This is a genomic window from Mycobacterium persicum (assembly GCF_002086675.1).
Taxonomy (GTDB): Bacteria; Actinomycetota; Actinomycetes; order Mycobacteriales; family Mycobacteriaceae; genus Mycobacterium; species Mycobacterium persicum.
The window spans coordinates 26,300-48,339 of sequence record NZ_MVIF01000034.1; the positions used below are offsets into that span (position 1 = coordinate 26,300).

A 22,040-nucleotide genomic window follows, 5' to 3' on the forward strand; every position below is an offset into this window, starting at 1 on the left:
CTAGAACCGGGACCGGGCGTCGATCGCCGTGTCGGTGATGCGCAGCGGCCGGATCATCGCCTCCTGGACAAAGGAGGCGATGAGTACGCCCTCCTCGGTGTGCACGGTGCCGCGGACGTACGACATTCCGGCGCCGACCTGGGTGCTCTCGTGGGTGTAGAGCAACCAGCCCTCCCAGCGCACCGGTTCGTGGAAGGCCACCGAGATCGTCATCGGCGCGGTGGACACCGTCAGATGCGCCTGGCTGGTACCAATGCCCGGGTGCGCCCGCATGGTGGTCGAAATGCCCAGGTGGCCAGTGAAATACGCGACCAGCGCCTTGGCCAGGTCGTCACGGGCCGGGATGGGGTCGTAGCGCAACCACGCGTACAACTCGGGTGGTCCCACCTCGTCGGGACTGTTGACGTCCACCACGTCGACGAGTCGCAACTCGCGCCCGATCATCGGCATCTGCGAGACGTTGGCGTGCGCGGGCGCCGCGACGACGGGCCGCGGCAGGTGATGGCGGATTACGTCGCCGGTGGGGACGTCGGCCAGGACCGTCATGGTGATGCAGCGCCGGCCGTCCTGCTGGGCCGAGACGACGGCGGTGGCGGTGGACCGGCCCTGGTGCACCACGTCGAGGAGCAACTCGACCGGCGGACCGACCGCGACGGCGCGGGAAAACACCGCGTGCGCCGACCGCACCGCCTTACCGTGGAATCGCTTGGCCACAGCGACGATTGCCTGTGCGAGCACCTGGGTGCCCTCCACCACCTGCCGGCCGTCCGTCCCGGCGATGCCGGTTTCGGCGCTGAACCGATCGGCGCCCTGGGCCCGCACCTCGAAGAGTTCGAGCAGCCGATCGACCGACCATTGGGCCTGTTCAGAATCTGTCGTCAACTGCGTTCACCTCTTGCTCACAACGCCAACTCACGGCCCAGCGTGACACTTTGAGCTAAGTTTGTAAAGGTTATCCGATTGCGTCGCGTCCCCGGGCCACCGGCGAAACCACGTGACACTTGCCCAATGCTTTGTAAAGTTTGAGGCATGAGCCAGGCGTTTGGGGCAACAGCTGCGACCGAGACCGACAATTCGACCCGTCAGCGGATCCTGGCGGCCACCGCGGAGGTGCTCGGCCGCAGCGGCAAGACCAAGCTCAGCCTCTCGGAGGTCGCGGCCCAGGCCGGGGTCTCGCGTCCGACCCTCTACCGCTGGTTCGCTTCCAAAGAGGAGTTGCTCTCCACATTTTCGCGCTACGAGCGCCAGAACTTCGAAAGCGGACTGGCCGACGCGACGGCCGGGCTCAAAGGCGTCGAAAGGCTGGATGCCGCACTGCGTTTCATCGTCGACTACCAGTACTCCTACTCGGGGGTCCGGATGGTCGATATCGAACCGGAGCTGGTCATCGCGCAGATGTCCCGCGTCATACCCGAGATGCGTGACGGCTTGCAGCGGCTGCTTCCCGGCCCCAATGCCGCGGTGAAGGCAGCGACGGCAATCCGGGTCGCGATCTCCCACTACATCGTTCGAAGCGACGACGCCGATCAGTTCCTGGCTCAGCTGCGTCACGCCGTCGGCATCAGGGGAGCCGAATGAGGGCCAACCGCGCCGCTATTCGAACAGCACCGCCGCGTTGAGATAGCCGGTCGGGTCCAGCGCCGCCTTGAGGGTTCGCATGACGGTGATATCGGTGGACTCCCGCGACATCCCCAGGTACCGGCGCTTGCGGCTGCCGACGCCGTGCTCGGAGCTGACGTTGCCACCGCACTCGGCGATCAGTCCCATCAGCTCCGGATACAGCGCAGGTTCGCGCTCCGGCGGCAACCGCAGCACGTTGAGGTGCAGATTGCCCTCCCCGATATGGCCGAACAGCACCGGCAGCGCGTCGGCGACATGGGCGTGGACCAGACTGACCGCGTCCCGGGCGAATCCGGCGATCGCCGGCAACGGCAGTGAAACGTCGAGCTTCAACGGTGGCCCATAGCCGCCCAGCACCTCGGCCAGCGCTTCCCGGGTGCGCCACAGTCGTTGCCGCGCAGCGCTATCCACGCCGACCGCCGGTTCGCCGCAGTGCGGCATCCCGGCGAGCAGCCCGGCGAGCCGATCGGTCTGATCGTGGTCGGCTGCCAGTTCCACCAGCAGCAGCCAGTCTCCCTCGACGGGAGCGGCCAGCCCCAGCTGCTCGCGGGTCAGCGCGGCGGCGCGGCCGTCGACCAATTCCAGTGCCGCGATTCCGTCCGCGTCGCGCAACACCCGTGCGGCGTCGACCAGCGCGTCGAGGTCGGCGAACCCACAGATCGCCGTCACCCGATGCGACGGAGCCGGATGCAGCCGCAGATCCAGCTGGGTGATGACGCCCAACGTGCCTTCGGCGCCGACGAACAGCGCCGGCAGGTCGTAGCCGGTGTTGTCGCGGCACACCCGGCTGTGCCGATGCAGCACGGAGCCGTCGGGCAGCGCCACGTCCAGACCCACCACCTGCTCGCTCATGTTGCCGTAGCGCACCGTGCGCAGGCCGCCGGCGTTGGTGGCGGCCATCCCGCCGACGGTCGCGGAATCGCGCGCCGACAGGTCGACACCGAACACCAGCCCCGCCGCCGTCGCGGCGTGTTGCACCGCCGCCAGTGTGGCACCGGCACCCGCCGCGACACGGCGTTCGAGGACGTCGACATCGCCTACCGCACAGAGCCGTTCGGTGGACAGCAGCACGTCGTCGTGTTGCGGAACGGTGCCGGCCACCAGGGAGGTGCGACCGCCTTGCACGGTGACGTAGGCCCCGGCGTCCCGGCATAACCGCAGCACCTCGGCGACCTGCTCGGCGCAGCCGGGCCGCACCAGCGCACTGGCCCGGCCCCGGTAGCGGCCGGTGTGGTCGACGCTGCGCGCGGCGAGCACGTCGGCGTCGGTGGTCACGTGGCTCGAACCGACGGCAGCGGAGAGGCCACCCAGGATGCTCATGACGCGCGCGAAGCCTCATCAAGCCGACCGACGTTTCCGGCGCCGACATGAGCGACGTGAATCGCCATGGGTGTCCTCCGTCAAGCCGCGATCCGGTAGCGTTTCCCGACCGTAGTCCATCATCCGGCGGGCTGACGAACACGTGCTGGAGGCGCTGTGGCCGAACGCGAAGACGTCTCTTTCACCTCCGGCGCCGACCGGATCGGCGCGTGGCTCTACCGCCCCACCGGCGGCGGCCCGTCGCCGCTGCTGGTCATGGCGCACGGTCTGGGTGCGGTACGCACCATGCGGTTGGACGCCTACGGCGAACGATTCAGTGCGGCCGGCTACGCCTGTCTGGTGTTCGATTACCGCAACTTCGGTGACAGCGAGGGCGAGCCCCGCCAGCTGCTCGACATCGGTATGCAGCTTGCGGACTGGACGGCGGCCGTGGCCTATGCGCGCACCATCGAGGGGATCGACCGGAGCCGAATCGGCTTGTGGGGCACTTCCTTTGGCGGCGGGCACGTCATCGCCACGGCGGCCCGGGTGCCGGGTATCGCCGCCGCCGTGGCGCAGTGCCCGTTCACCGACGGCGTCGCCTCCGTCCGGGCGATCAACCCGGCGACCGTTGCGCGCCTCACCGCACTGGCGCTGCGCGACGTCGTCGGCGCCCTGGCCGGACGGTCCCCGGTGCTCGTTCCCACAGTCGGCAAGCCCGGCGAGGTTGCGGTGATGACCGCCGCGGACGCCTACGAGGGCTATCTCAGGCTGGTGCCCGAGGGTGTGGAGTTGCGCAACGAGATCGCCGCCCGGATCGCGTTGCGGGTCCTCACCTATCGTCCGGGACGGCTGGCCGCCAAGGTCCGCTGCCCCATCCTGTTCTGCGTGTGCGAGACCGACTCGGTGGCGCCCGCCGGCCCGACCCTGCGTTACGCCGCCAAAGCTCCCCGCGGTGAGGTCAAGGTGTATCCCGAGGGGCATTTCGCCATCTATGTCGACGGTGCTTTCGAGCGCGCCGTCGCCGACCAGATCGCGTTCCTCGACAGGCACCTGAAAAGCGGTTAGTCCCCAGCCTGGCCGATACGGGCAAACGCCAGACTTCCCGGCAAGACCGCTCTACCCTCTGTAATTACCCAATACCCGCGGTTGCGGCTAGTTGCGGCGGGACAGGGCGGGACCCGTTGGCGGGAAGGACGGGGAGATGTCGCATGTGTTTACTGCCCCGGAGCTATTGGCGTCTGCCGCGGCCGAGGTCGACGGCATCGCCGCGGCGGTGGGCGCCGCCAACGCGGCGGCCGCCGGGCCGACGGCCAATCTGCTGGCAGCCGCCGGTGACGAGGTTTCGGCCGCTACGGCCGCGCTGTTCAATGCCTACGCGCAGGAGTACCAGGCGGTCGTCAGGCAGGCTGCCGCATTCCATCACGAGTTCACCCGGGCACTGGCCGCCGCGGCAGGTGCCTACGCGCAAGCGGAGGCCGCCAACGCGGCTTTGCTGAACGCGGCGCTGACCGGGGCGCTGTCGAATGCGCGCACCGCGGTCACCGCACCGATCCAGTCGTTGTTGACCAGCGCGGGCGTCGGCACCGGCGGATCCAGCGCGCTGACGGCGGTTCCGGCCGCGGCTTCCCAGGTTGCGCTGATCATGGGCGGCACCGGAAACCCCGACCCCGACCCCAAATACCTCAATCGAATCAACGTCAAATACATTCAGCACCTCTTCCCCGGGGCCATTCCGAAGGCGCTCTTCACCCCCGAGCAGTTCTGGCCGGTTACCCCGCAACTGGGCAACATGACGTTCAACCAGTCCGTCGCTCAAGGCGTAGTGGACCTGAACAACGCCATCAACGCCCAAATTGCACTGGGAAACAAGGTCGTCGCGTTCGGCTATTCGCAGAGCGCCACCATCGTCAACAATCAAATCAACGCGCTCATCGGGGCCGGCTCCCCCCATGCGAGCGACATCTCGTTCGCCATGATCGGCAATCCCAATACGCCCGACGGCGGGCTGCTGTCCCGCTTCCCCGGCTTCTACATCCCGTTCCTGGATGTGCCGTTCAATGGTGCGACCCCGCCGAACAGTCCCTATGCGACCACCATTTACACCGCGCAGTACGACGGCATCGCCAACGCTCCCCGTTATCCGCTCAACATCTTGGCGGACATCAACGCCTTCATGGGCTACTTCTATGTGCACAACACATATCCGACGCTCTCGGCCAGCGAGATCGCTAATGCGGTGCCGTTGCCGACCTCTCCCGGCTACGCCGGCAACACCCAGTACTTCATGCTGCTGACTCAGGACCTGCCGCTGGTCCAGCCGATTCGCGACATTCCCTATGCCGGACCGCCGATCGCCGACCTGTTCCAGCCGCAGTTGCGGGTGCTCGTCGACCTGGGCTACGCCGACTACGGACCGAATTATGCGAACGTTCCGACCCCGGCCGGGCTGCTCTCGATTCCCAACCCGTTCGCCGTCGGCTACTACCTGGCCCTGGGAAGTCTGCAGGCGCCCTACGCCGCCGCGGTGGAAATCGGTGTGGAAGCTGGATTCTGGGGCCCGGAGTGGTTCCCCCAGGCCTATCCGTGGATTCCGTCCATCAATCCGGGCCTGCATTTCTATATCGGCCAGCCTGAGGTGACGTTGCTGTCCCTGGCGAGCGGGGGCCTGGGGTCGCTGCTGCATCTGATTCCGCCGCCGGTCTTCCCGTGAGACGACGACGCGCGGCTTGGTCGCCACGAGTTCCGGAAGTTCAGGTCCGTCGGAAACGTGGAATCGCCGGACTTCCCGGCGGGACCGCTTTAGTCTCAGCTCATACCTGATACCCCCGCGGTTTCGGCCCTTTCCGTTTTCCGGCCGGAAGGGACCCAGTTTGCAAAGGACGTGGCGATGTCGTATTTGCTCACTGCGCCAGAAATGGTGGCGACGGCCGCCACTGATCTGGACGGGATCGCGGCGGCGCTATACGCCGCGAACGCGGCCGCGGCCGGACCCACGACCGGATTGCTGGCGGCGGCCGAAGACGAAGTGTCGAGGGCTATCGCGACGCTGTTCGGCGCATTCGGTCAGGAGTACCAGGCTGTCGTCACCCATGCTGCCGAGTTTCACACCGAGTTCACCCAGGCACTGGCCGCGGCGGCGAACGCCTACGCACAAGCCGAGGCCACGACGTGCAGCGCGCTGAACACATTCGAGACGCAACTCCAGGCCCTGTTGGCCCCGCTGCTTCCCAATGCCGGCGCCGGTGCCATCAACCCGCCGTCGATAACCAGCATCGGCGCGCAGGTCGCCTTCATCATGGGCGGCACCGGTATCCCGGACCCCGATCCGATGTATGTGACAGGCGCCCAGACACTGTTCATCCAGCCCCGTTTCCCGGGTTTTCTCTCGGATGCCCTGCACACGCCCGAGCAGTTCTGGCCCACCACTCCGAATCTGGGCAACCTGACGTTCGGCCGTTCAGTGGCCGAGGGTGTGGCTACTTTGAGCAACGCGCTCACTACCCAATTCAGCACCCTGGGCAACAGCGCCGTCGTTTACGGCTACTCGCAGAGCGCGGTGATTGCCACCATCGAAATACGCCATTTGATGGCCCAGGTCACCCCGCCGAGCCCCAGCGATCTGGGCTTCGTGCTGACCGGCAACCCGAACAATCCCAACGGCGGTGTCCTGCAACGCTTCACCGGCCTGTACGTGCCGGTCCTGGATGTGCTGTTCAACGGCGCGACGCCGCCGGATTCGCCCTACCCAACTGTCATCTACACCAACCAGTACGACGGCACCGGCAACTTCCCGCAATACCCGCTCAATCTCCTGGCGGATCTCAACGCCGTGATCGGAATAGTCGACGGTACCCATTTCTACGTCGGCTTGCCGCCGGACCAGGTTGCCAACGCTGTGCACCTGCCGACTTCCCCGGGCTACACCGGCAACACCGACTACTTCCTGGGTCTCACTCAGAAGCTACCGCTGACCAGCCTTATTCGTCCGATTCCCTATGTGGGGACGCCACTTGCCGAGCTGGTCCAGCCGGACCTGCGGGTGCTCGTCGATTTGGGCTACTCCGACTACGGGCCGGGTCTGAGCTATGCGGACATTCCCACCCCGGCCTCGTTCCTGTCGGTTCCCAACCCGTTCGCCGTCAGCTACTACCTGGCCAAGGGCGCGGCGCAGGGAGTCCAAGCCAGCCTGGTGAATCTCGGGTGGTTGCCGCCCTCCTACATACCGACTGGGTATCCGTACGCTCCGTCCGTGGCCCCGGGTCTGAACTTCTTTGTTGGTCAGCCGAGCGTGACCGGCCTGTCCCTGCTAACCGGGGCACTGGGCACCGCGGCCAGAGATCTGGGATGGATTCCGCCGTGGTGGGATTGATTCCGCCCATACCGGGGCTTGCGCCTTGCTAATATCACGTATTCGCTGACCGGCAGAAACCCCCGTTTTCCAGTGCAAGAACAGCTTGCTCATTCCCCCTGGAAAGCGCCAGATCGTCAGGGGAGGACGTGCAATGACGCACCTAATCGCTGCGCCCGAAATGATGGTGTCGGCGGCTACGAATGCGGTGGAGATTGGTTCGGCAATCACCGCCGCGGGCGCCACCGCCGCGGGGTCGACGACCAATGTGCTGGCGGCGGCTGCCGACGAGGTGTCGGCGGCGATCGCGAAGCTCTTCGGCACCTACGGTCAGCAGCTTCAGGCGGCACTCACCCAAGCCACCGCATTTCACGACCAGTTCGTCCAGACGCTGGCCGGCGCGGCAACCACCTATGCGCAGGCCGAGGCGGCCAATGCCGCCGCGGTGGTCAATGCTCTCGGCGGAATCAATGCGCAGGTCCAGAGTCTGCTTGCCCCGGCGGTGCCCAACGCCGCCGCCGGACCGACAGTGATGGCGGCCGCGGCACCCGCCGCCTCGACGGTGGCGCTGGTCATGGGCGGCACCTTCGACCCGGAACCCTTCCCCCTCTACGTATCGCTGATCAACAACGCCTACATCCAGCCCTTCTTCCCCGGGGCGAACCCGACGGGAGTGAGTTACCCCGCCCAGTTGTGGCCGCTCAGCATATTTCAAGGCAACCTGACGCTCAACGAGTCCGTCGCCCAGGGCATGACGGATCTGACTAATGCGATCAATTCTGAGATCGGCTCGGGAAATCCCGTCGTCAATTTCGGGTTCTCCCAAAGCGCTGTGGTTTCCACCAACGTCATCACCGAACTCATGGCGCTGCCCCCTGGCATCCGGCCCGACCCCAGCCAGCTGTCGTTCGTGCTGGCCGGCAATCCCGCGACACCCAATGGCGGCTTCTTCACCCGATTTCCAGGTATTACCATCCCCTGGTTGGACATAACATTCACCGAAGCGACCCCGCCGAATTCTCCCTACCCGACCACCATTTACGCCACCCAATACGACCCGGCCAGCGACTTCCCGCGCTACCCGCTCAATTTCTTGGCCGACCTCAACGCGCTAATGAGCACCGGACGGCACGAGTTGTATCCAATTCTCGCCGTTAACGATGCGGTGCCGTTGCCGACGTCTCCGGGGTATAACGGCAACACCCAGTACTACATGTTCATGACCAAGGATCTGCCATTACTTGACCCGCTTCGCGCCATCCCCATTGTGGGCGAGCCGCTCGCCGAGCTCATCCAGCCCAATCTGCGGGTACTTGTCGATTTGGGCTACTCCGACTGGGGAAACGGCCAGGACTACGCGAATGTCGTAACCCCGGCCAGCCTGTTTTCCATCCCCGACCCATTCGTCGTCGGGAGAGAACTGGCCGATGGCACCGTCAAGGGTATCCAAGCCTCGCTCGTGGAAATAGGAGCATTGCCACAATCCGCACTGCCGAATGAATACCCATATCTTCCGGCCTTGGACACCGACGTGAATTTCTACGTGGGCCAGCCAACCGCGACAGACATATCGTTGCTTACTCGGGCCGTCGGGCCGCTGCTGGACTTGGTTCCACCTATCCACCACATGCCGCTGCTGACTCCATTAGCACTTCCGTTGATTCCGCTAATCCTTCCGTTGCTCCAGTAGCGCAGCTGCGGTGTAAGCCGAAGGACTCCTGCTGGCGCCGGGCGCCAGCAGTCCCCACGGCGGAGGCGCGTCGCGCGCTGATCACGGCGGCTGCCGTAGCGCCCGTCGCGCTCGCAAGGACACCGGGCCCGACGGCAGAACAGATTTACGTTCGCTCATAGCTGGTAACGCCGGCCAAGCCATGCTCGGACGCGAACGACAGCAGACACGAGACGCGGTACGTCTTCATGGGAGTGAGTACCGTCGTCGCGAGGCCAGCGTCTTGCTATAATCTCCCCGCTGACCAGGCAAAACCCCATTTCCCGGCGCACCAGGAACACACTAGTTCCCGGTGAAAAGTGCGGGACTGTCAGGGGAGGACACAGGGTGACCGACCTCATCGCCGCCCCGGAGATGTTGTTCTCGGCGGCCACGAATACCGAGCAGATTGGTTCGGCAATCATCGCGGCCGCAGCGGCCGCGGCGGGATCGACGACCACTGTGTTGGCGGCGGCCCAAGACGAAGTGTCGGCAGCCATCGCGAAACTCTTCGGTACCTACGGCCAGCAGCTGCAAGCAGTTCTGCGGCGAGCCTCCGCATTTCACGACGAGTTCACCCAGACGCTGGCGACCGCGGCGAACGCCTATGCACAAGCCGAATCCGGCAACGCCAAAACGGTGGCCAACGCTCTCGGCGGACTCGGCACGTGTGTTCAAGACCTGCTGCGCCCAGTGGCCGCCAGGGCCACCACTGCACGGACATTGCTGGCCGCTCCGGCTGCCTTGGCGGACGCGCTCGTCATGGGCGGCACCTTTGACCCGGAACCCTTCCCTGTCTACGTATCGCTGATCAACAATGCGTACATTCAGCCCTTCTTCTCGGGGGCAATCGCGTCGGGGGTGAGCTACCCCGCAGAGTTGTGGCCGCTCACCATATTTCAAGGTGACCTGACGCTCGACCAGTCCGTCGCCCAAGGCGTAGCTAATCTGAACACTGCGATCACATCTCAGCTCAGTCTGGGTAACAAGGTCATCGATTTCGGCTTCTCGCAAAGCGCCGTGGTGGCCACCAATGAAATAGCTACCCTCATGGCCCTGCCCCCTGACGTGCGACCGAATCCCAGCCAACTGTCGTTCGTGCTGGCCGGCAATCCCGCAACTCCCAATGGGGGATTCTTTACCCGATTTCCCGGCTTGCACATTCCGTTCCTGGACATAACATTCACCGAGGCCACGCCGCCGAATTCGCCCTACCCGACCTCAATTTATGCCACCCAATATGACCCGACCAGCGACTTCCCGCAATACCCACTCAACCTCCTGGCCGACCTCAACGCCTTGATGAGCACCGGCCAGCACGAGTTGTATCCAAACCTCGACATTGCCGACGCGGTTCCGTTGCCGACGTCTCCGGGCTATACCGGCAACACCCACTACTACATGTTCATGACCCAGAACATGCCATTGCTCGACCCGCTGCGCGCCATTCCGTTCATCGGTAACCCGCTCGCCGACCTCGTCCAGCCGGATCTGCGGGTGCTGGTCGACCTTGGTTACACCGACTGGGGAAACGGCCAGGACTACGCGAATGTCCCCACCCCGGCCGGTCTGTTCGGTATCCCGAATCCCGTCGCCGTCGGCACAGACCTGGTCAGTGGCGCGGTCGAGGGAGTCCAGGCTTCGCTCGTCGATATTGGGGTGCTGCCGGCCTCCGCCGAGCCCAACGCCTATCCGTTCCTTCCGTCCTTGGACACCAACGTGAACTTCTTCGTGGGCCAGCCAACCGTGACCGGTATATCTCTGTTCACCCGCAATGTCGGGTCGATACTGAAATTGATTCCGCCCGTCGAACAGCTGTTTCCTTTTGCGTTTCCGCCATCCCCTTGAGCTATTTCTTTAGCGTGCGCACAGGCATAGGTCGCGAACCCCGCAAACCCGTGGCGCCGCCCGATGGCCGTCGGCGCCGTAAACCGCCCAGTTGTCGCTCGTGCGCCGGTATCAGGGCTACGGTCCCAGCGGAGAATTCCTGCGGATCGACTCGTCGCGAATCAACCCGCGCAGCAACGCGGTGCTGAATTCGGCCGCGATCTCCTTGGCGGTGCGGCGGCCGCTCGGCCGCAACCAGCGGTAGCTGCCCAGCGTCATCCCGATGTAGCCTAGCGCCACCACATGGGAGTCGCATTCGTAGAATTCGCCGCTGGCGATGCCGCGGTCGATGAGGCCGTGGACGTGCTCGTAGACCTGGGCTTCCTTCTCGCGAACCTCCGCCACCTGTTCGCTGGTGAACCATTCGGTGATGTAGGGCTGTTCCTGGAAGTACACCGCGGCCCGTTCCGGATTGCGCGCAATACCGCTGAGCAGCCGCACGGTGTATTGATAGAGTGCCTCGCGCGCCGTCCAGGACGGGTCGTCGTGCACGGCGGCCAGCGTGCCCTCGGCGGCTTGACGATAGATGTCGAACAGGATCAGCGCCTTACTGGCGTAGTAGTGGTACACCGTCGCCTTGTTCAGCCCGATCACGTCGGCGACGTCATCCATCCGGGTGCCGTGATAACCGCGGGCAGCAAACAGCTTCGTGGCAACGGCCAGCAACTCCTCACGGCGCGAAAGCCCATTCTCGGACGGCGTTTGTGGCATCGGTACTCGCTATCTCGCTGCCCGCGGAGCCCGGCGCCCCGAATCAAGGCTTGACCAATCAACTGGTTGGACAGTTTATGCAGGGCCGGCACCGCCTGTCGCACCGACGCGGATCCGACTAGACTTCTGGGGAACCAGTCGCGAGTCGATGGCGAGTCGAGAGGTGCAGTAATGGATCCAAGTCCTGACTACGACGTGAGCGACGAAATCGAGTTCTTCTTCAATTACCTGACCTGGGGCATCCGTGGGGTCGAGGACGGCAACGGCTATCCGCCGCCGGCCTACCCGCCCGTCTAGATATCCGGCGCCACCACCTGGTTAGCCACCAACGCAACCCGGCCAGATCCACCGAGGCTGTCAGCCCGATGTTGGCGGCGGGCCGTTTGTAACGATTGGCGATCCTTAACCGGCCGCGATCACGACATTTGGGCCCGGCCGAAGCTGGTTTGGCCAAAATGCCGGACGTCGCCGACAGGACTCTTTTAGGCTCTCTGGGCGCCCGCTGTTGGGCTGGCCGTGCTTGGCAGGGTCGGTCCCGTTTGACGGGTAATCGCCTCAGCGTCGGACAGGAGACGAGTTGCCCAGTGTGATCGCGGCCCCGGAGATGCTGGCTACGGCGGCCGCCGACGTGGAGGGGATTGGTTCGGCGATCAGCGCGGCCGGCGCCGCGGCTGCGGTCCCGACGGCCCAGGTGCTGGCGGCGGCCGGTGATGAGGTGTCCGCGGCCGCTGCGGCGCTGTTTCGCGCATACGCCCACGATTGTCAGCTAGTCCTGAGCCAGGCCACCACCTTCCACAGCGAATTCACTCAAGCGTTGGCTGCCGCTGGGGCCACCTACGCGCACGCCGAGGCCGCCAACGCCGCGGCCATGTCGGGCGCACTTGACGCGCTCGACGCGCCGGTCGAAGCGCTGCTGGGACTGGGCAACGCCGGACCAGGCGCCGCCGTGGGTACGTCGACGTCGTCGGTGATGCTGTCCGGCAACCCGGTCACGGCGTTGATCATGGGCGGCACCGGGTATCCGACCTTTCCTGCGCCCGTGTTGGCGGCCCTGGACAGCGCGTACATCCAGCCGATCTTCGGGCCCAACAACCCGGTCGCCCAGTACACGCCCGAGCAGTGGTGGCCGTTTATCGGGCACCTGTCACTCGACCAGTCCATCGCCCAGGGCGTCACGGCGCTGAACAACGGAATCAACGCGGAACTACAAAATGGGCATGACGTCGTCGTTTTTGGCTACTCGCAAAGCGCCGCGGTCGCCACCAATGAGATACGTGCGCTGATGGCACTACCAGTCGGCCAACAGCCAGATCCCAGCCGACTGGCTTTCATGATGATCGGTAATATCAATAACCCCAACGGCGGTATCCTGGAGCGTTACACCGGCCTTTATGTCCCGTTCATGGATGTGTCGTTCGACGGTGCAACGCCATCAAATTCCCCCTACCAGACGTACATCTACACCGGTCAATACGACGGCTATGCCCACAACCCGCAATACCCGCTCAATATCTTGTCCGACATCAACGCCTTTATGGGCATCAGATTTGTCCACAACGCGTATCCCGTCACGGCCGCCGATGTTGCGAATGCCGTGCCATTGCCGACATCCCCGGGCTACACCGGCAACACCCATTACTACATGTTTTTGACCCAGGACCTCCCGTTGCTGCAACCCCTTCGTGCCTTGCCCTTTGTCGGGCCCCCGCTTGCCGACCTGATCCAGCCGGATCTCCGGGTGTTGGTCGATTTGGGTTACGGCTACGGCTACGCCGATGTGCCCACCCCCGCCAGCCTGTTCGGCTTCGTCAACCCGATCACAGTGATCTCCCACCTGGCGACAGGGGCAGTGCAAGGCCCCCAAGCCGCCCTGGTAGATATCGGGGCGTTACCGCAGTCGTCGCTGCCTGACACCTACCCCTATGTCCCGTCGGCGAATCCCGGCATGGTATTCAACTTCGGCCAATCGAGTGTGACCGAGCTGTCGTTACTGAGCGGCGCCATTGGGTCTGTAGCGCGATTGATTCCGCCAGTCATTTGAGACAGCCTCGCGCCGGGTTCCACCTAACGACTTCAGCTGGCCTAGAGCGCTTTGAGTTCCTCGGTGACCTCGGACACCGATTTCTTTGCGTCCCCGAACAGCATCGTGGTGCCGTCGGCATAGAACAGCGGGTTGTCGATGCCGGCGAAACCCGAGTTCATCGACCGCTTGAGCACGATGACCGACCTGGCCTTGTCGACGTTGAGAATCGGCATGCCATAGATGGGGCTGGATGTTTCGTTGCGGGCCGCCGGATTGGTGACGTCGTTGGCGCCGATGACGATGGCAACGTCAGTGCGGGCGAACTCGTCGTTGATGTCGTCCATGTCCTTCATCGCGTCGTAGTCGACTTCGGCCTCGGCAAGCAGCACATTCATATGCCCGGGCATGCGGCCGGCCACCGGGTGGATCGCATATTTGACCGTCACACCCTTGTCCTCCAGCAATGACGCCATGTCCTTGACCGCATGCTGTGCCTGGGCCACGGCCAGCCCGTAACCGGGCACCACGATGACCTGGTTGGCGTACGCCATCTGAATCGCGGCGTCGGCCGCCGACGTGGCCTTGACGTGCTTGTCGCCGCCGCCATCGCCGCTGGGGGCCACCCCGCCGCCACCGAAACCGCCCGCGACGATGGCCGGGATCGAGCGGTTCATCGCCTTGGCCATCAGGTTGGTCAGGATGGAGCCGGATGCGCCGACGATCATGCCGGCCACGATCATTGCGGTGTTGTTCAGGGCCAGACCGGCCGCCGCGGCCGACAGCCCGGTCATGGCGTTGAGCATCGAGATGACCACCGGCATGTCGGCGCCGCCGATGGGTAGCACCACCATCAAGCCCAGCACCCCGGCCGCGGCCAGCAGACCGATCATCCACCACAGCGACACTCCGCCGCTGCCGGGATGTGCGCCCAGCCCGATCACCACAGCGGCCGCGACAGCGCCGGCCAGCAGCAGCAAGTTGACCGGCTGCTGCGCCTTGCCGAGACCGATCGGGCGGCCGGAGATGATCTCCTGCAGTTTGCCGAAGGCGATGATCGATCCCCAGAACGAGATCGATCCGATGATGGCGGCGAACAGCGACGCCACCACGATGTGCACGGTGGGCGACTCGCCGTGTCGGAACGCGGAAAAGCCGCTGGTCTGGATGAATTCCGAGAGCGCGATCAGGGCTACCGTCCCACCGCCGACGCCGTTGAAGAACGCCACCAGCTGCGGCATGGCCGTCATCTTGGTCAGCCGCGCCGGGGGCACCCCGAGCACGACGCCCACGACCAGGCCGGCGATGATCAACGGCCACTGGCTGGTGTGCCGGATCATGACCAGGGTGGCCGCCACCGCGATGGTCATGCCGACCGCGGCGATCAAGTTGCCGCGCACCGCCGTCTTGGGGCCGGTCAAGCCCATCAAACCGTAGATGAACAGCGAGAACGCGAAGATATAGAGGCCGATCACCAAGTACGTCATTTGGCTGCCGGCTCCTCAGTTTTGGCGGGTAGCGGCTTCTTGCCCTTGAACATGCCGAGCATCCGGTCGGTGACGATGAAGCCGCCGATCACGTTCAACGTGCCGAACACCACCGCGACGAACAGGATGATCTGCACCGCGATCGATGGGTGCTCGACCCGCCCGAACACCACCAGCGCACCCAGCACCACGATGCCGTGGATCGCGTTGGTTCCCGACATCAGCGGGGTGTGCAACGTATTGGGCACTTTGGAAATCACCGCGAATCCGACGAACCCGGACAGCACCAGGATCGCCAGGTTCTCCAACAGTTGGTCGTACATCGCTAGGAGGCCTTTCCGTCCTGGGTGCGGGTCACACACGATTCCGCGATGACCTCGTCGTCAAAGTCGGGGGCCAGCTGCCCGTCCTTGATCAGCAGGTCCAGCAGGGCCGTGATGTTCTTGCTGTAAAGCTCGCTGGCGTGCTCGGGCATGGTCGCCGGCAGATTCAGCGGCGAGGCGATGGTGACGCCATGCTTGACCACCGTCTTGCCCGGCTCGGTCAGTTCGCAGTTGCCGCCGGTCTCGCCGGCCAGGTCCACGACCACGCTGCCGGGCTTCATGGCTTCCACCGCGGCAGCGGTCACCAGCCGCGGCGCGGGTCGGCCCGGGACCAGCGCGGTGGTGATGACCACGTCGAAACCGCTGATCGCCGCTTCCAGGGCCTTCTGCTGCTGGGCGCGTTCCTCGTCGGTCAGCTCGCGGGCGTAGCCGCCTTCACCTGCGGCGGTGATTCCGACGTCGAGCCACTGCGCACCCACCGAGCGCACCTGGTCGGCGACTTCCGGCCGCACGTCGTAGCCGGTGGTGCGCGCCCCCAACCGCTTGGCGGTCGCCAGCGCCTGCAGACCTGCCACGCCGACACCGAGCACCAGCACGGTGGCCGGCTTCACCGTTCCCGCCGCGGTGGTCAGCATCGGGAAGAACCGGGTCGACTCCGATGCGGCAAGCAGCACCGCCTTGTAGCCGGCGACGTTGGCCTGCGACGACAGCGCATCCATGACCTGGGCCCGGGAGATGCGCGGAATGGCCTCGAGTGCGAATGCCTGCACGCCGGCTTGCTCGAGCGCACCGATGCAGTTGTCGGCGTTACGCGGGGCCAGGAAGCCGATCAGGGTTTGCCCGCTGCGCAGCCGGCCGATCTCCTCGGCGGTCGGCGGCGCGACCTTGACGACGACGTCGGCAGCCCATGCATCTCCAATGATGGCTCCGGCCTCGGTGTAGAGCTCGTCGGGTAGCAGCGCCCGCTGACCGGCACCGGACTCGACCACGACGGCGACACCACTGTTGACCAGTGAGGCCACCGCTTTGGGTACCAGCGCAACGCGCCGCTCGTCGGGCCGTGACTCGGCCACTACCCCTACCCTGACGGTGTGGGTCTGCGCATCTGTCATGGCGCGTACATCTACTTTCCTCGTACTTTCCTGCGCGATGGACATGCCGCTAGCTCGGCCGCGCGCCTGGCTACCATAACGCGTGCCGGGTTCACCACCGATTTGTGACCGTTCAGGTCGAGGCGCCGGCAACCCTCGGCACACTGGTTGATGGTTCGCCGTCCGACGCCAAGCCGGTAGCCGCCGGGCTGTTGTGGCGACACAAAGTGAGGTTGTGTGACGCGGCGGCGGGCCTCACCAGAGCGGGATGTCCCGCCCGTGCTCGGAGGCCGGTCGCGGACCGAACCAGCGCCGCTCGGATTCGGCGATTCGCAGGTCGTTGATGCTGGCCTCGCGACGCGCCATCAGCCCCGACGCGGTGAACTCCCACAGCTCGTTGCCGTAGCTGCGATACCACTGACCGGTGTGGTCGCGGGACTCGTACTGGAACCGCACCGCGATGCGGTTGTCGTGGAAGTCCCACAGGCTCTTGCGCAGCGTGTAGTCGAGCTCGCGCCGCCACTTGCGGGTCAGAAAGGCGACGATCTGGTCTCTGCCCACGATGTGCTCGTCGCGGTTTCGCCAGTGCGAGTCGACGGTGTAGGCCAGGCTGACGTGGTGAGGGTCGCGAGTATTCCAGGCGTCCTCTGCGGCCTGGACCTTCTGCGTTGCGGTGTCAGAGGTGAACGGCGGGAAGGGCGGGCGAGTCTCGTTCATGACCCCTATTGCATCGCGAGCAGTCGCAGAATCGCACTGACGTATGCGAATTCATGCGATTCCGCGTCTGCTCGCGGCGGCTTACTGCAGGCCCCCCATCGTGCCTTAGTGTGTGGGAATGGACTTCGCGATGTCGGCCAAGGCCATCGACTACCACCAGCGGTTGTCCGACTTCATGACGGAGCACGTCTTCCCGGCCGAGTCCGACTACGACCGATATCGCAATGAAGCCGGCCCGGACGACCACACCGTCCCGCCGATCATCGAGGAACTCAAAATCAAGGCCAAAGAACGCGGCCTGTGGAATCTGTTCCTGCCAGCCGAGTCGGGCTTGACCAACTTGGAGTACGCGCCGCTGGCGGAGCTGACCGGGTGGAGCCTGGAGATCGCGCCCGAGGCATTGAACTGCGCGGCGCCCGATACCGGCAACATGGAAATCCTGCACATGTTCGGCACCGACGAGCAGCGCCGGCAGTGGCTGCAACCGCTGCTGGACGGCGAGATCCGCAGCGCGTTCTCCATGACCGAGCCCGCGGTCGCCAGCAGCGACGCCCGCAACATCGAAACCACGATCGCCCGAGACGGCGATGACGGCAATAACTACGTCATCAACGGCCGGAAGTGGTGGACGTCGGGCGCCTCGGACCCGCGCTGCAAGATCTTGATCGTCATGGGGCGCACCAACCCCGACGCGGCGGCCCACCAACAGCAGTCGATGATCCTGGTGCCGATGGACACTCCCGGGGTGACAATCGTGCGTTCCACACCCGTATTCGGCTGGCAGGACCAGCACGGCCACTGCGAGGTGAGCTACGACGACGTTCGGGTGCCGGCCACCAACCTGCTCGGTGAAGAAGGCTCCGGCTTCGCGATCGCCCAGGCGCGGCTGGGACCGGGCCGAATCCACCACTGCATGCGCGCACTGGGCGGAGCCGAACGCGCGCTGGCGCTGATGGTGGACCGGGCGCGCAACCGGGTGGCGTTCGGCCGCCCGCTGGCCGAGCAGGGCGTGGTACAGCAGGCAATTGCCAAGTCCCGCAACGAAATCGACCAAGCCAGGCTGCTGTGCGAGAAGGCCGCGTGGACCATCGACCAGCACGGCAACAAGGAGGCTCGCCACCTGGTCGCGATGATCAAGGCCGTGGCACCGCAAGTCGCGTGTGACGTCATCGACCGCGCGATCCAGGTTCACGGCGCCGCCGGGGTCAGCGACGACACCCCGCTGGCCAGGCTCTACAGCTGGCATCGTGCGATGCGGATCTTCGACGGACCCGACGAAGTGCACCTGCGGTCCATCGCGCGCGCCGAGCTGGGGCGGGAGAAATCCGCGTTCGCCGCCGCGGTCACCCGACATGGCTGACCTGGAACTACCCGGAGCATGGAACTTTCGTGACGTTGCCGACAGCACCGCGCTGAGACCGGGACGGCTGTTTCGCTCCAGCGAGCTCAGTCGCCTCGACGACGCCGGCCGGGAAACACTGCGCCGGCTGGCCATCACCGATGTCGCCGACCTGCGCTCGTCACGGGAGGTCGTCCGGCGCGGTCCGGGGCGAGTGCCCGCCGGCGTCGACATCCACCTCCTGCCGTTCCCCGACCTGGCCGACGACGACGCCGGGACCGACGCCGATGCGCCGCACGAACACGCGTTTCGGCAGCTAATGACCAACAGTCCGGACGGCGAATCAATCGACCAGGCCGCCGTCCGCTATATGACCGACGAATATCGCCAATTCCCTACGCGCACCGGCGCCCAACGCGCGCTGCACCGCGTCGTCACCTTGTTGACCGGCGGGCGGGCAGTGCTCACCCATTGCTTCGCGGGCAAAGACCGTACGGGCTTCGTGGTTGCCACCGTGCTGGAAGCCGTTGGTGTCGACCGCGAGGCCATCCTCACCGACTTTCTGCGCAGCAATGACGCGGTGCCGCGGTTGCGGGAACAAATCTCGGAAATGATCCAACAGCGCTCCGAGGCCGAACTGACGCCGGAGGTGGTGACGTTCACCGAAGCGCGGCTGTCCGACGGCGTGCTCGGCGTGCGTCCGGAGTACCTGGAGGCATCGTGGCGGACCATCGATGAAACCTGGGGATCGGTCGGCGCCTACCTGCGCGACGCGGGTATTACTGCCACCGACGTCGACCGGTTGCGCAGCGCGCTCTTGGGCTGAACTCCAATCTTTGAGGTCGGCCCAAAGGCCAGACATGATCGCGGAATCGCCTTACGCTCAACGGGTACCCGACATGGCGGGTGAATCGTGCACCCCGTCACCAGGAGGATGGCCTCTTGTCATATGTTTTGACACAGCCGCCGGCCATGGTCGCGGCCGCCGCCGAGTTGGCCGGGATCGGCTCGGCGATCAATGAGGCCGCTGCGTCGGTGGCAGGTCCGACAACCACGATCGCCACGGCCGCCGCAGATGAAGTGTCCACCGCTATCGCGCAGCTATTTGGCGCGTTCGGGCAGGAATACCAAGCGATCAATGCGCAACTCGGGACGCTATACAGCCAATTCACCCAGAAGTTGACGGCGGCCGCGAACGCCTACTTCGGCGACGAGGCCATCAGCGCCGCCAGCCTGGTGAAAGGCGCCACCGCCGGGCTCTTTACGCCGACCTCTCCCACCCCGGTACCGCCGGTTTTCGGCCAGAACACCGCGATCGTCATGAGCGGCACCGGATCGCCGATACCCTCGATCCAGTACGTCACCAACATCACCAATCTATTCCTGCCGCCCGGCGTGGTCGTGAACCCGTTGAACACAATTGAGGAGCTCTATCCCATCACCGGCGTCAAATCGCTGCCCTTCCAAAACTCGGTGCAAACAGGGCTGCAGATTCTCGACGCCGCGATTTGGGAGCAGATTCACGCCGGAAATCACGTCACCGTTTTCGGCTATTCCCAAAGCGCCGTCATCTCGTCCCTGGAAATAGAGCAGCTTCTGTCTCTGGGCCCCAATAAGCCGGACCCGAGCCAGCTCAGCTTCATATTCATCGGCAACGAAATGAATCCCAACGGCGGCATCCTCTCACGGATACCCGGACTGAACATTTCGACCCTCGGCCTACCGTTCTACGGATCGACCCCGGACAATCCGTATCCGACGACGACCTACACCCTGGAATACGACGGCTTCGCCGACTTCCCGAGGTACCCACTCAATGTCCTGTCCGACATCAACGCGGTTTTCGGGATTATCACCGTGCACACCCAGTACCCGTATCTCACCTCGCAACAGGTAGCCAACGCCATACTCCTGCCGACCGAGGGCGTGACGTCCAATCAGTACTACATCATCGAAACCGCGGACCTGCCCCTGCTAGCCCCGATACGGGCAATCCCCGTCATCGGACCACCCCTGGCCGCGCTCGTACAACCCAATTTGGAAGTGATCGTCAATCTCGGCTACGGCGACCCGAGATTCGGCTACTCGACGAGCCCGGCCAACATACCCACCCCTTTCGGACTCTTCCCGGACATCCCGCCGGGCGTGGTCGTCGATGCGCTGGTCGCCGGAACCCAACAAGGCATCAACGACTTCGCTGCAGCGCTGCCGGCAGCGCTCAACCCTCCCGAATTGCCGGTGATCGGATTCCCACCGTTCATCCAGCAAATCCTGCCGCCGAGTCCAACGCCGGTGCCCGCGACGCCCGTCAATATCGCCAGCACTTTTGCCGCCGTTGTCGCGGACAGCTACTCACTGCTGCTTCCCACGGCCGATCTCGGCGTGGCTTTTGCCACGATTCTTCCGGCCTACGACCTCAGCCTGTTCCTGAACCAATTGCTGCACGGAAACTTCATCGCCGCGATCGAATTGCCGCTGGCCGCCACCGCGGGGTTGGCCGCGCTGGGCAGCATGATCGAATTCATCGCGATCGTGAGAACGATAGCGTCAATTATTCAGCAATTGCAGAGCCTGAGCTTCTAGCCGGGGTGCGGCTAGACGCTATGAAATGGCCAGGCACTAAAGCGGCGGACAGGTTTGCTTTGAGCGCCTGAGGTTGGTTGCTAAGGAGGATACGCCGATGCCGTACGTGCTCGTCGAGCCGCAGATGGTGGCGACGGCCGCGGCGGATCTCGAACACATTGGCGCGGCGGTGGGCTCGGCCAGTGCCGCGGCAGCCGGTCCGACGTCAAGCCTGGCCGCGGCCGCGTCCGACGAGGTGTCGGCGGCCATCGCGAATCTGTTCGGCGCATACGGTCGGGAGTACCAGGGCATCGTCACGGTTCTGGAGGCGTTCCGAGCCGAGTTCGCTCGATCACTGGCGGCCGCGGGTTTGGCATACGCGCAAAGCGAAGCCACCAATGCGGCAACGGTTTCGGCTGCCATCACGGCGTCGCCACTGACGGGACCGACCGTTTCCCTGATCATGGGAGGCAGCGGAAACCCAACGCCCGGAATCGATTACGTGGACGATCTGCTCAACTACATCAGTCCGCAATTCGGGGCCACCACTGCGCGGGCGCTGTTCACCCCGGAGCAGTTGTATCCGCTCACCGGCGAAAAGAGCTTGCCGCTGACCACTTCGGTGAGCCAGGGCATCGAGATCCTGCACAATGCGATCCTCAACGAGGTCGACACCCTGGGAAACAGCGTCGTTGTCGGCGGCTACTCGCAGAGCGCGATCATCGCCTCGTTGGAGATGCGCAATCTGGCGGCCATGCCGCCGGGCACCGCTCCGCCCGCCGACAAGCTCGGCTTCGTCCTGCTGGCCAACCCGATGAATCCCAACGGCGGCCTGCTGTCGCGCTTCGCCGGCCTCAGCCTGCCGAGCCTGGGTGTGGAGTTCTTCGGAGCGACGCCCGCCGACACCATCTACCCGACCTCGATC

19 protein-coding genes are annotated in these 22,040 nt (G+C 64.9%); 12 read left to right on the plus strand and 7 right to left on the minus strand.

All coding sequences use genetic code 11. From position 1 onward, the window contains the following. Positions 1-882, minus strand: coding sequence for an acyl-CoA thioesterase (locus tag BST40_RS12860; protein ID WP_075545119.1), 882 nt, complete (start codon positions 880-882; stop codon positions 1-3). Positions 883-1,029: 147 nt separating this feature from the next. On the opposite strand from BST40_RS12860, the gene BST40_RS12865 reads away from it, so the two are divergent. Further along, positions 1,030-1,578 (plus strand): TetR/AcrR family transcriptional regulator, encoded by a 549-nt coding sequence (locus BST40_RS12865; RefSeq protein ID WP_075545118.1) that lies wholly within the window; start codon positions 1,030-1,032, stop codon positions 1,576-1,578. Between the two features lie 15 nt (positions 1,579-1,593). Here the strand turns inward: BST40_RS12865 and BST40_RS12870 are convergent, their stop codons facing one another. Next, positions 1,594-2,940 carry an FAD-binding oxidoreductase gene (locus BST40_RS12870; RefSeq protein WP_371686707.1) on the minus strand — a complete coding sequence of 449 codons (1,347 nt, stop codon included), beginning with the start codon at positions 2,938-2,940 and terminating at the stop codon, positions 1,594-1,596. Between the two features lie 156 nt (positions 2,941-3,096). Between BST40_RS12870 and BST40_RS12875 the strand changes: the two genes are divergently transcribed. The 5 genes from BST40_RS12875 to BST40_RS12895 all read left to right on the plus strand — a co-directional run bounded on the left by BST40_RS12875 (position 3,097) and on the right by BST40_RS12895 (position 10,826). Further along, on the plus strand, positions 3,097-3,987 hold the full coding sequence (locus BST40_RS12875) for an alpha/beta hydrolase (RefSeq protein ID WP_075545117.1): 891 nt from the start codon (positions 3,097-3,099) through the stop codon (positions 3,985-3,987). A 136-nt stretch (positions 3,988-4,123) separates the two neighbouring features. Then, the gene (locus BST40_RS12880; RefSeq protein ID WP_075545116.1) at positions 4,124-5,632 is read left to right on the plus strand and encodes a PE family protein; all 1,509 of its coding nucleotides are present in this window, start codon (positions 4,124-4,126) and stop codon (positions 5,630-5,632) included. 177 nt (positions 5,633-5,809) lie between these two features. Next, positions 5,810-7,291, plus strand: coding sequence for a PE family protein (locus BST40_RS12885; RefSeq protein ID WP_075545115.1), 1,482 nt, complete (start codon positions 5,810-5,812; stop codon positions 7,289-7,291). Between the two features lie 133 nt (positions 7,292-7,424). After that, positions 7,425-8,960 carry a PE family protein gene (locus tag BST40_RS12890; protein ID WP_083154444.1) on the plus strand — a complete coding sequence of 512 codons (1,536 nt, stop codon included), beginning with the start codon at positions 7,425-7,427 and terminating at the stop codon, positions 8,958-8,960. A gap of 366 nt (positions 8,961-9,326) precedes the next feature. Further along, a complete protein-coding gene (locus BST40_RS12895; protein ID WP_083154446.1) occupies positions 9,327-10,826 on the plus strand; it encodes a PE family protein in 1,500 nt (499 codons plus the stop codon). A 117-nt stretch (positions 10,827-10,943) separates the two neighbouring features. Here BST40_RS12895 and BST40_RS12900 read toward each other — a convergent pair whose 3' ends face one another. After that, positions 10,944-11,576, minus strand: a complete 633-nt coding sequence (locus BST40_RS12900) for a TetR/AcrR family transcriptional regulator (protein WP_075545112.1) — start codon at positions 11,574-11,576, stop codon at positions 10,944-10,946. 171 nt (positions 11,577-11,747) lie between these two features. On the opposite strand from BST40_RS12900, the gene BST40_RS28965 reads away from it, so the two are divergent. Further along, positions 11,748-11,873: a hypothetical protein gene (locus BST40_RS28965; RefSeq protein ID WP_023369539.1), complete on the plus strand. Its 126-nt coding sequence runs from the start codon at positions 11,748-11,750 to the stop codon at positions 11,871-11,873. Between the two features lie 280 nt (positions 11,874-12,153). Continuing rightward, positions 12,154-13,617: a PE family protein gene (locus tag BST40_RS12905; RefSeq protein ID WP_089025122.1), complete on the plus strand. Its 1,464-nt coding sequence runs from the start codon at positions 12,154-12,156 to the stop codon at positions 13,615-13,617. A gap of 41 nt (positions 13,618-13,658) precedes the next feature. On the opposite strand, the gene BST40_RS12910 is transcribed toward BST40_RS12905, so the two are convergent. The 4 genes from BST40_RS12910 to BST40_RS12925 form a co-directional block, all read right to left on the minus strand. Then, entirely contained in the window at positions 13,659-15,083 is a 1,425-nt protein-coding gene (locus tag BST40_RS12910) for an NAD(P)(+) transhydrogenase (Re/Si-specific) subunit beta (RefSeq protein ID WP_075545111.1), read from the minus strand. Next, positions 15,080-15,406, minus strand: a complete 327-nt coding sequence (locus BST40_RS12915) for an NAD(P) transhydrogenase subunit alpha part 2 (protein ID WP_075545110.1) — start codon at positions 15,404-15,406, stop codon at positions 15,080-15,082. Before BST40_RS12915 ends, BST40_RS12910 begins: the two co-directional genes overlap by 4 nt. A 2-nt stretch (positions 15,407-15,408) precedes the next feature. Beyond that, on the minus strand, positions 15,409-16,518 hold the full coding sequence (locus BST40_RS12920) for a Re/Si-specific NAD(P)(+) transhydrogenase subunit alpha (protein WP_075545109.1): 1,110 nt from the start codon (positions 16,516-16,518) through the stop codon (positions 15,409-15,411). A 234-nt stretch (positions 16,519-16,752) separates the two neighbouring features. Continuing rightward, positions 16,753-17,214: a nuclear transport factor 2 family protein gene (locus BST40_RS12925; protein ID WP_075545108.1), complete on the minus strand. Its 462-nt coding sequence runs from the start codon at positions 17,212-17,214 to the stop codon at positions 16,753-16,755. A gap of 130 nt (positions 17,215-17,344) precedes the next feature. Here BST40_RS12925 and BST40_RS12930 point away from each other — a divergent pair, with 130 nt between their 5' ends. From BST40_RS12930 to BST40_RS12945, 4 genes are all read left to right on the plus strand, one after another. Then, positions 17,345-18,574, plus strand: a complete 1,230-nt coding sequence (locus BST40_RS12930; RefSeq protein ID WP_089025124.1) for an acyl-CoA dehydrogenase family protein — start codon at positions 17,345-17,347, stop codon at positions 18,572-18,574. Next, positions 18,567-19,379 (plus strand): tyrosine-protein phosphatase, encoded by an 813-nt coding sequence (locus BST40_RS12935; protein ID WP_075545106.1) that lies wholly within the window; start codon positions 18,567-18,569, stop codon positions 19,377-19,379. The genes BST40_RS12930 and BST40_RS12935 overlap by 8 nt, the downstream gene beginning before the upstream one ends. 116 nt (positions 19,380-19,495) lie before the next feature. Further along, a complete protein-coding gene (locus BST40_RS12940; RefSeq protein WP_075545176.1) occupies positions 19,496-21,136 on the plus strand; it encodes a PE family protein in 1,641 nt (546 codons plus the stop codon). A 97-nt stretch (positions 21,137-21,233) separates the two neighbouring features. Then, positions 21,234-22,040, plus strand: an 807-nt coding sequence (locus tag BST40_RS12945) for a PE-PPE domain-containing protein (protein WP_142276728.1), incomplete at its 3' end; no start/stop codon positions are given.

Bases quoted from the DNA above. Each gene is read 5' to 3' on its own strand.
- BST40_RS12865 (WP_075545118.1), top strand. From the start codon at position 1,030: ATGAGCCAGGCGTTTGGGGCAACAGCTGCGACCGAGACCGACAATTCG.
- BST40_RS12870 (WP_371686707.1), bottom strand. From the start codon at position 2,940: ATGAGCATCCTGGGTGGCCTCTCCGCTGCCGTCGGTTCGAGCCACGTG.
- BST40_RS12880 (WP_075545116.1), top strand. From the start codon at position 4,124: ATGTCGCATGTGTTTACTGCCCCGGAGCTATTGGCGTCTGCCGCGGCC.
- BST40_RS12885 (WP_075545115.1), top strand. From the start codon at position 5,810: ATGTCGTATTTGCTCACTGCGCCAGAAATGGTGGCGACGGCCGCCACT.
- BST40_RS12890 (WP_083154444.1), top strand. From the start codon at position 7,425: ATGACGCACCTAATCGCTGCGCCCGAAATGATGGTGTCGGCGGCTACG.
- BST40_RS12900 (WP_075545112.1), bottom strand. From the start codon at position 11,576: ATGCCACAAACGCCGTCCGAGAATGGGCTTTCGCGCCGTGAGGAGTTG.
- BST40_RS28965 (WP_023369539.1), top strand. From the start codon at position 11,748: ATGGATCCAAGTCCTGACTACGACGTGAGCGACGAAATCGAGTTCTTC.
- BST40_RS12910 (WP_075545111.1), bottom strand. From the start codon at position 15,083: ATGACGTACTTGGTGATCGGCCTCTATATCTTCGCGTTCTCGCTGTTC.
- BST40_RS12915 (WP_075545110.1), bottom strand. From the start codon at position 15,406: ATGTACGACCAACTGTTGGAGAACCTGGCGATCCTGGTGCTGTCCGGG.
- BST40_RS12920 (WP_075545109.1), bottom strand. From the start codon at position 16,518: ATGACAGATGCGCAGACCCACACCGTCAGGGTAGGGGTAGTGGCCGAG.
- BST40_RS12925 (WP_075545108.1), bottom strand. From the start codon at position 17,214: ATGAACGAGACTCGCCCGCCCTTCCCGCCGTTCACCTCTGACACCGCA.
- BST40_RS12930 (WP_089025124.1), top strand. From the start codon at position 17,345: ATGTCGGCCAAGGCCATCGACTACCACCAGCGGTTGTCCGACTTCATG.
- BST40_RS12935 (WP_075545106.1), top strand. From the start codon at position 18,567: ATGGCTGACCTGGAACTACCCGGAGCATGGAACTTTCGTGACGTTGCC.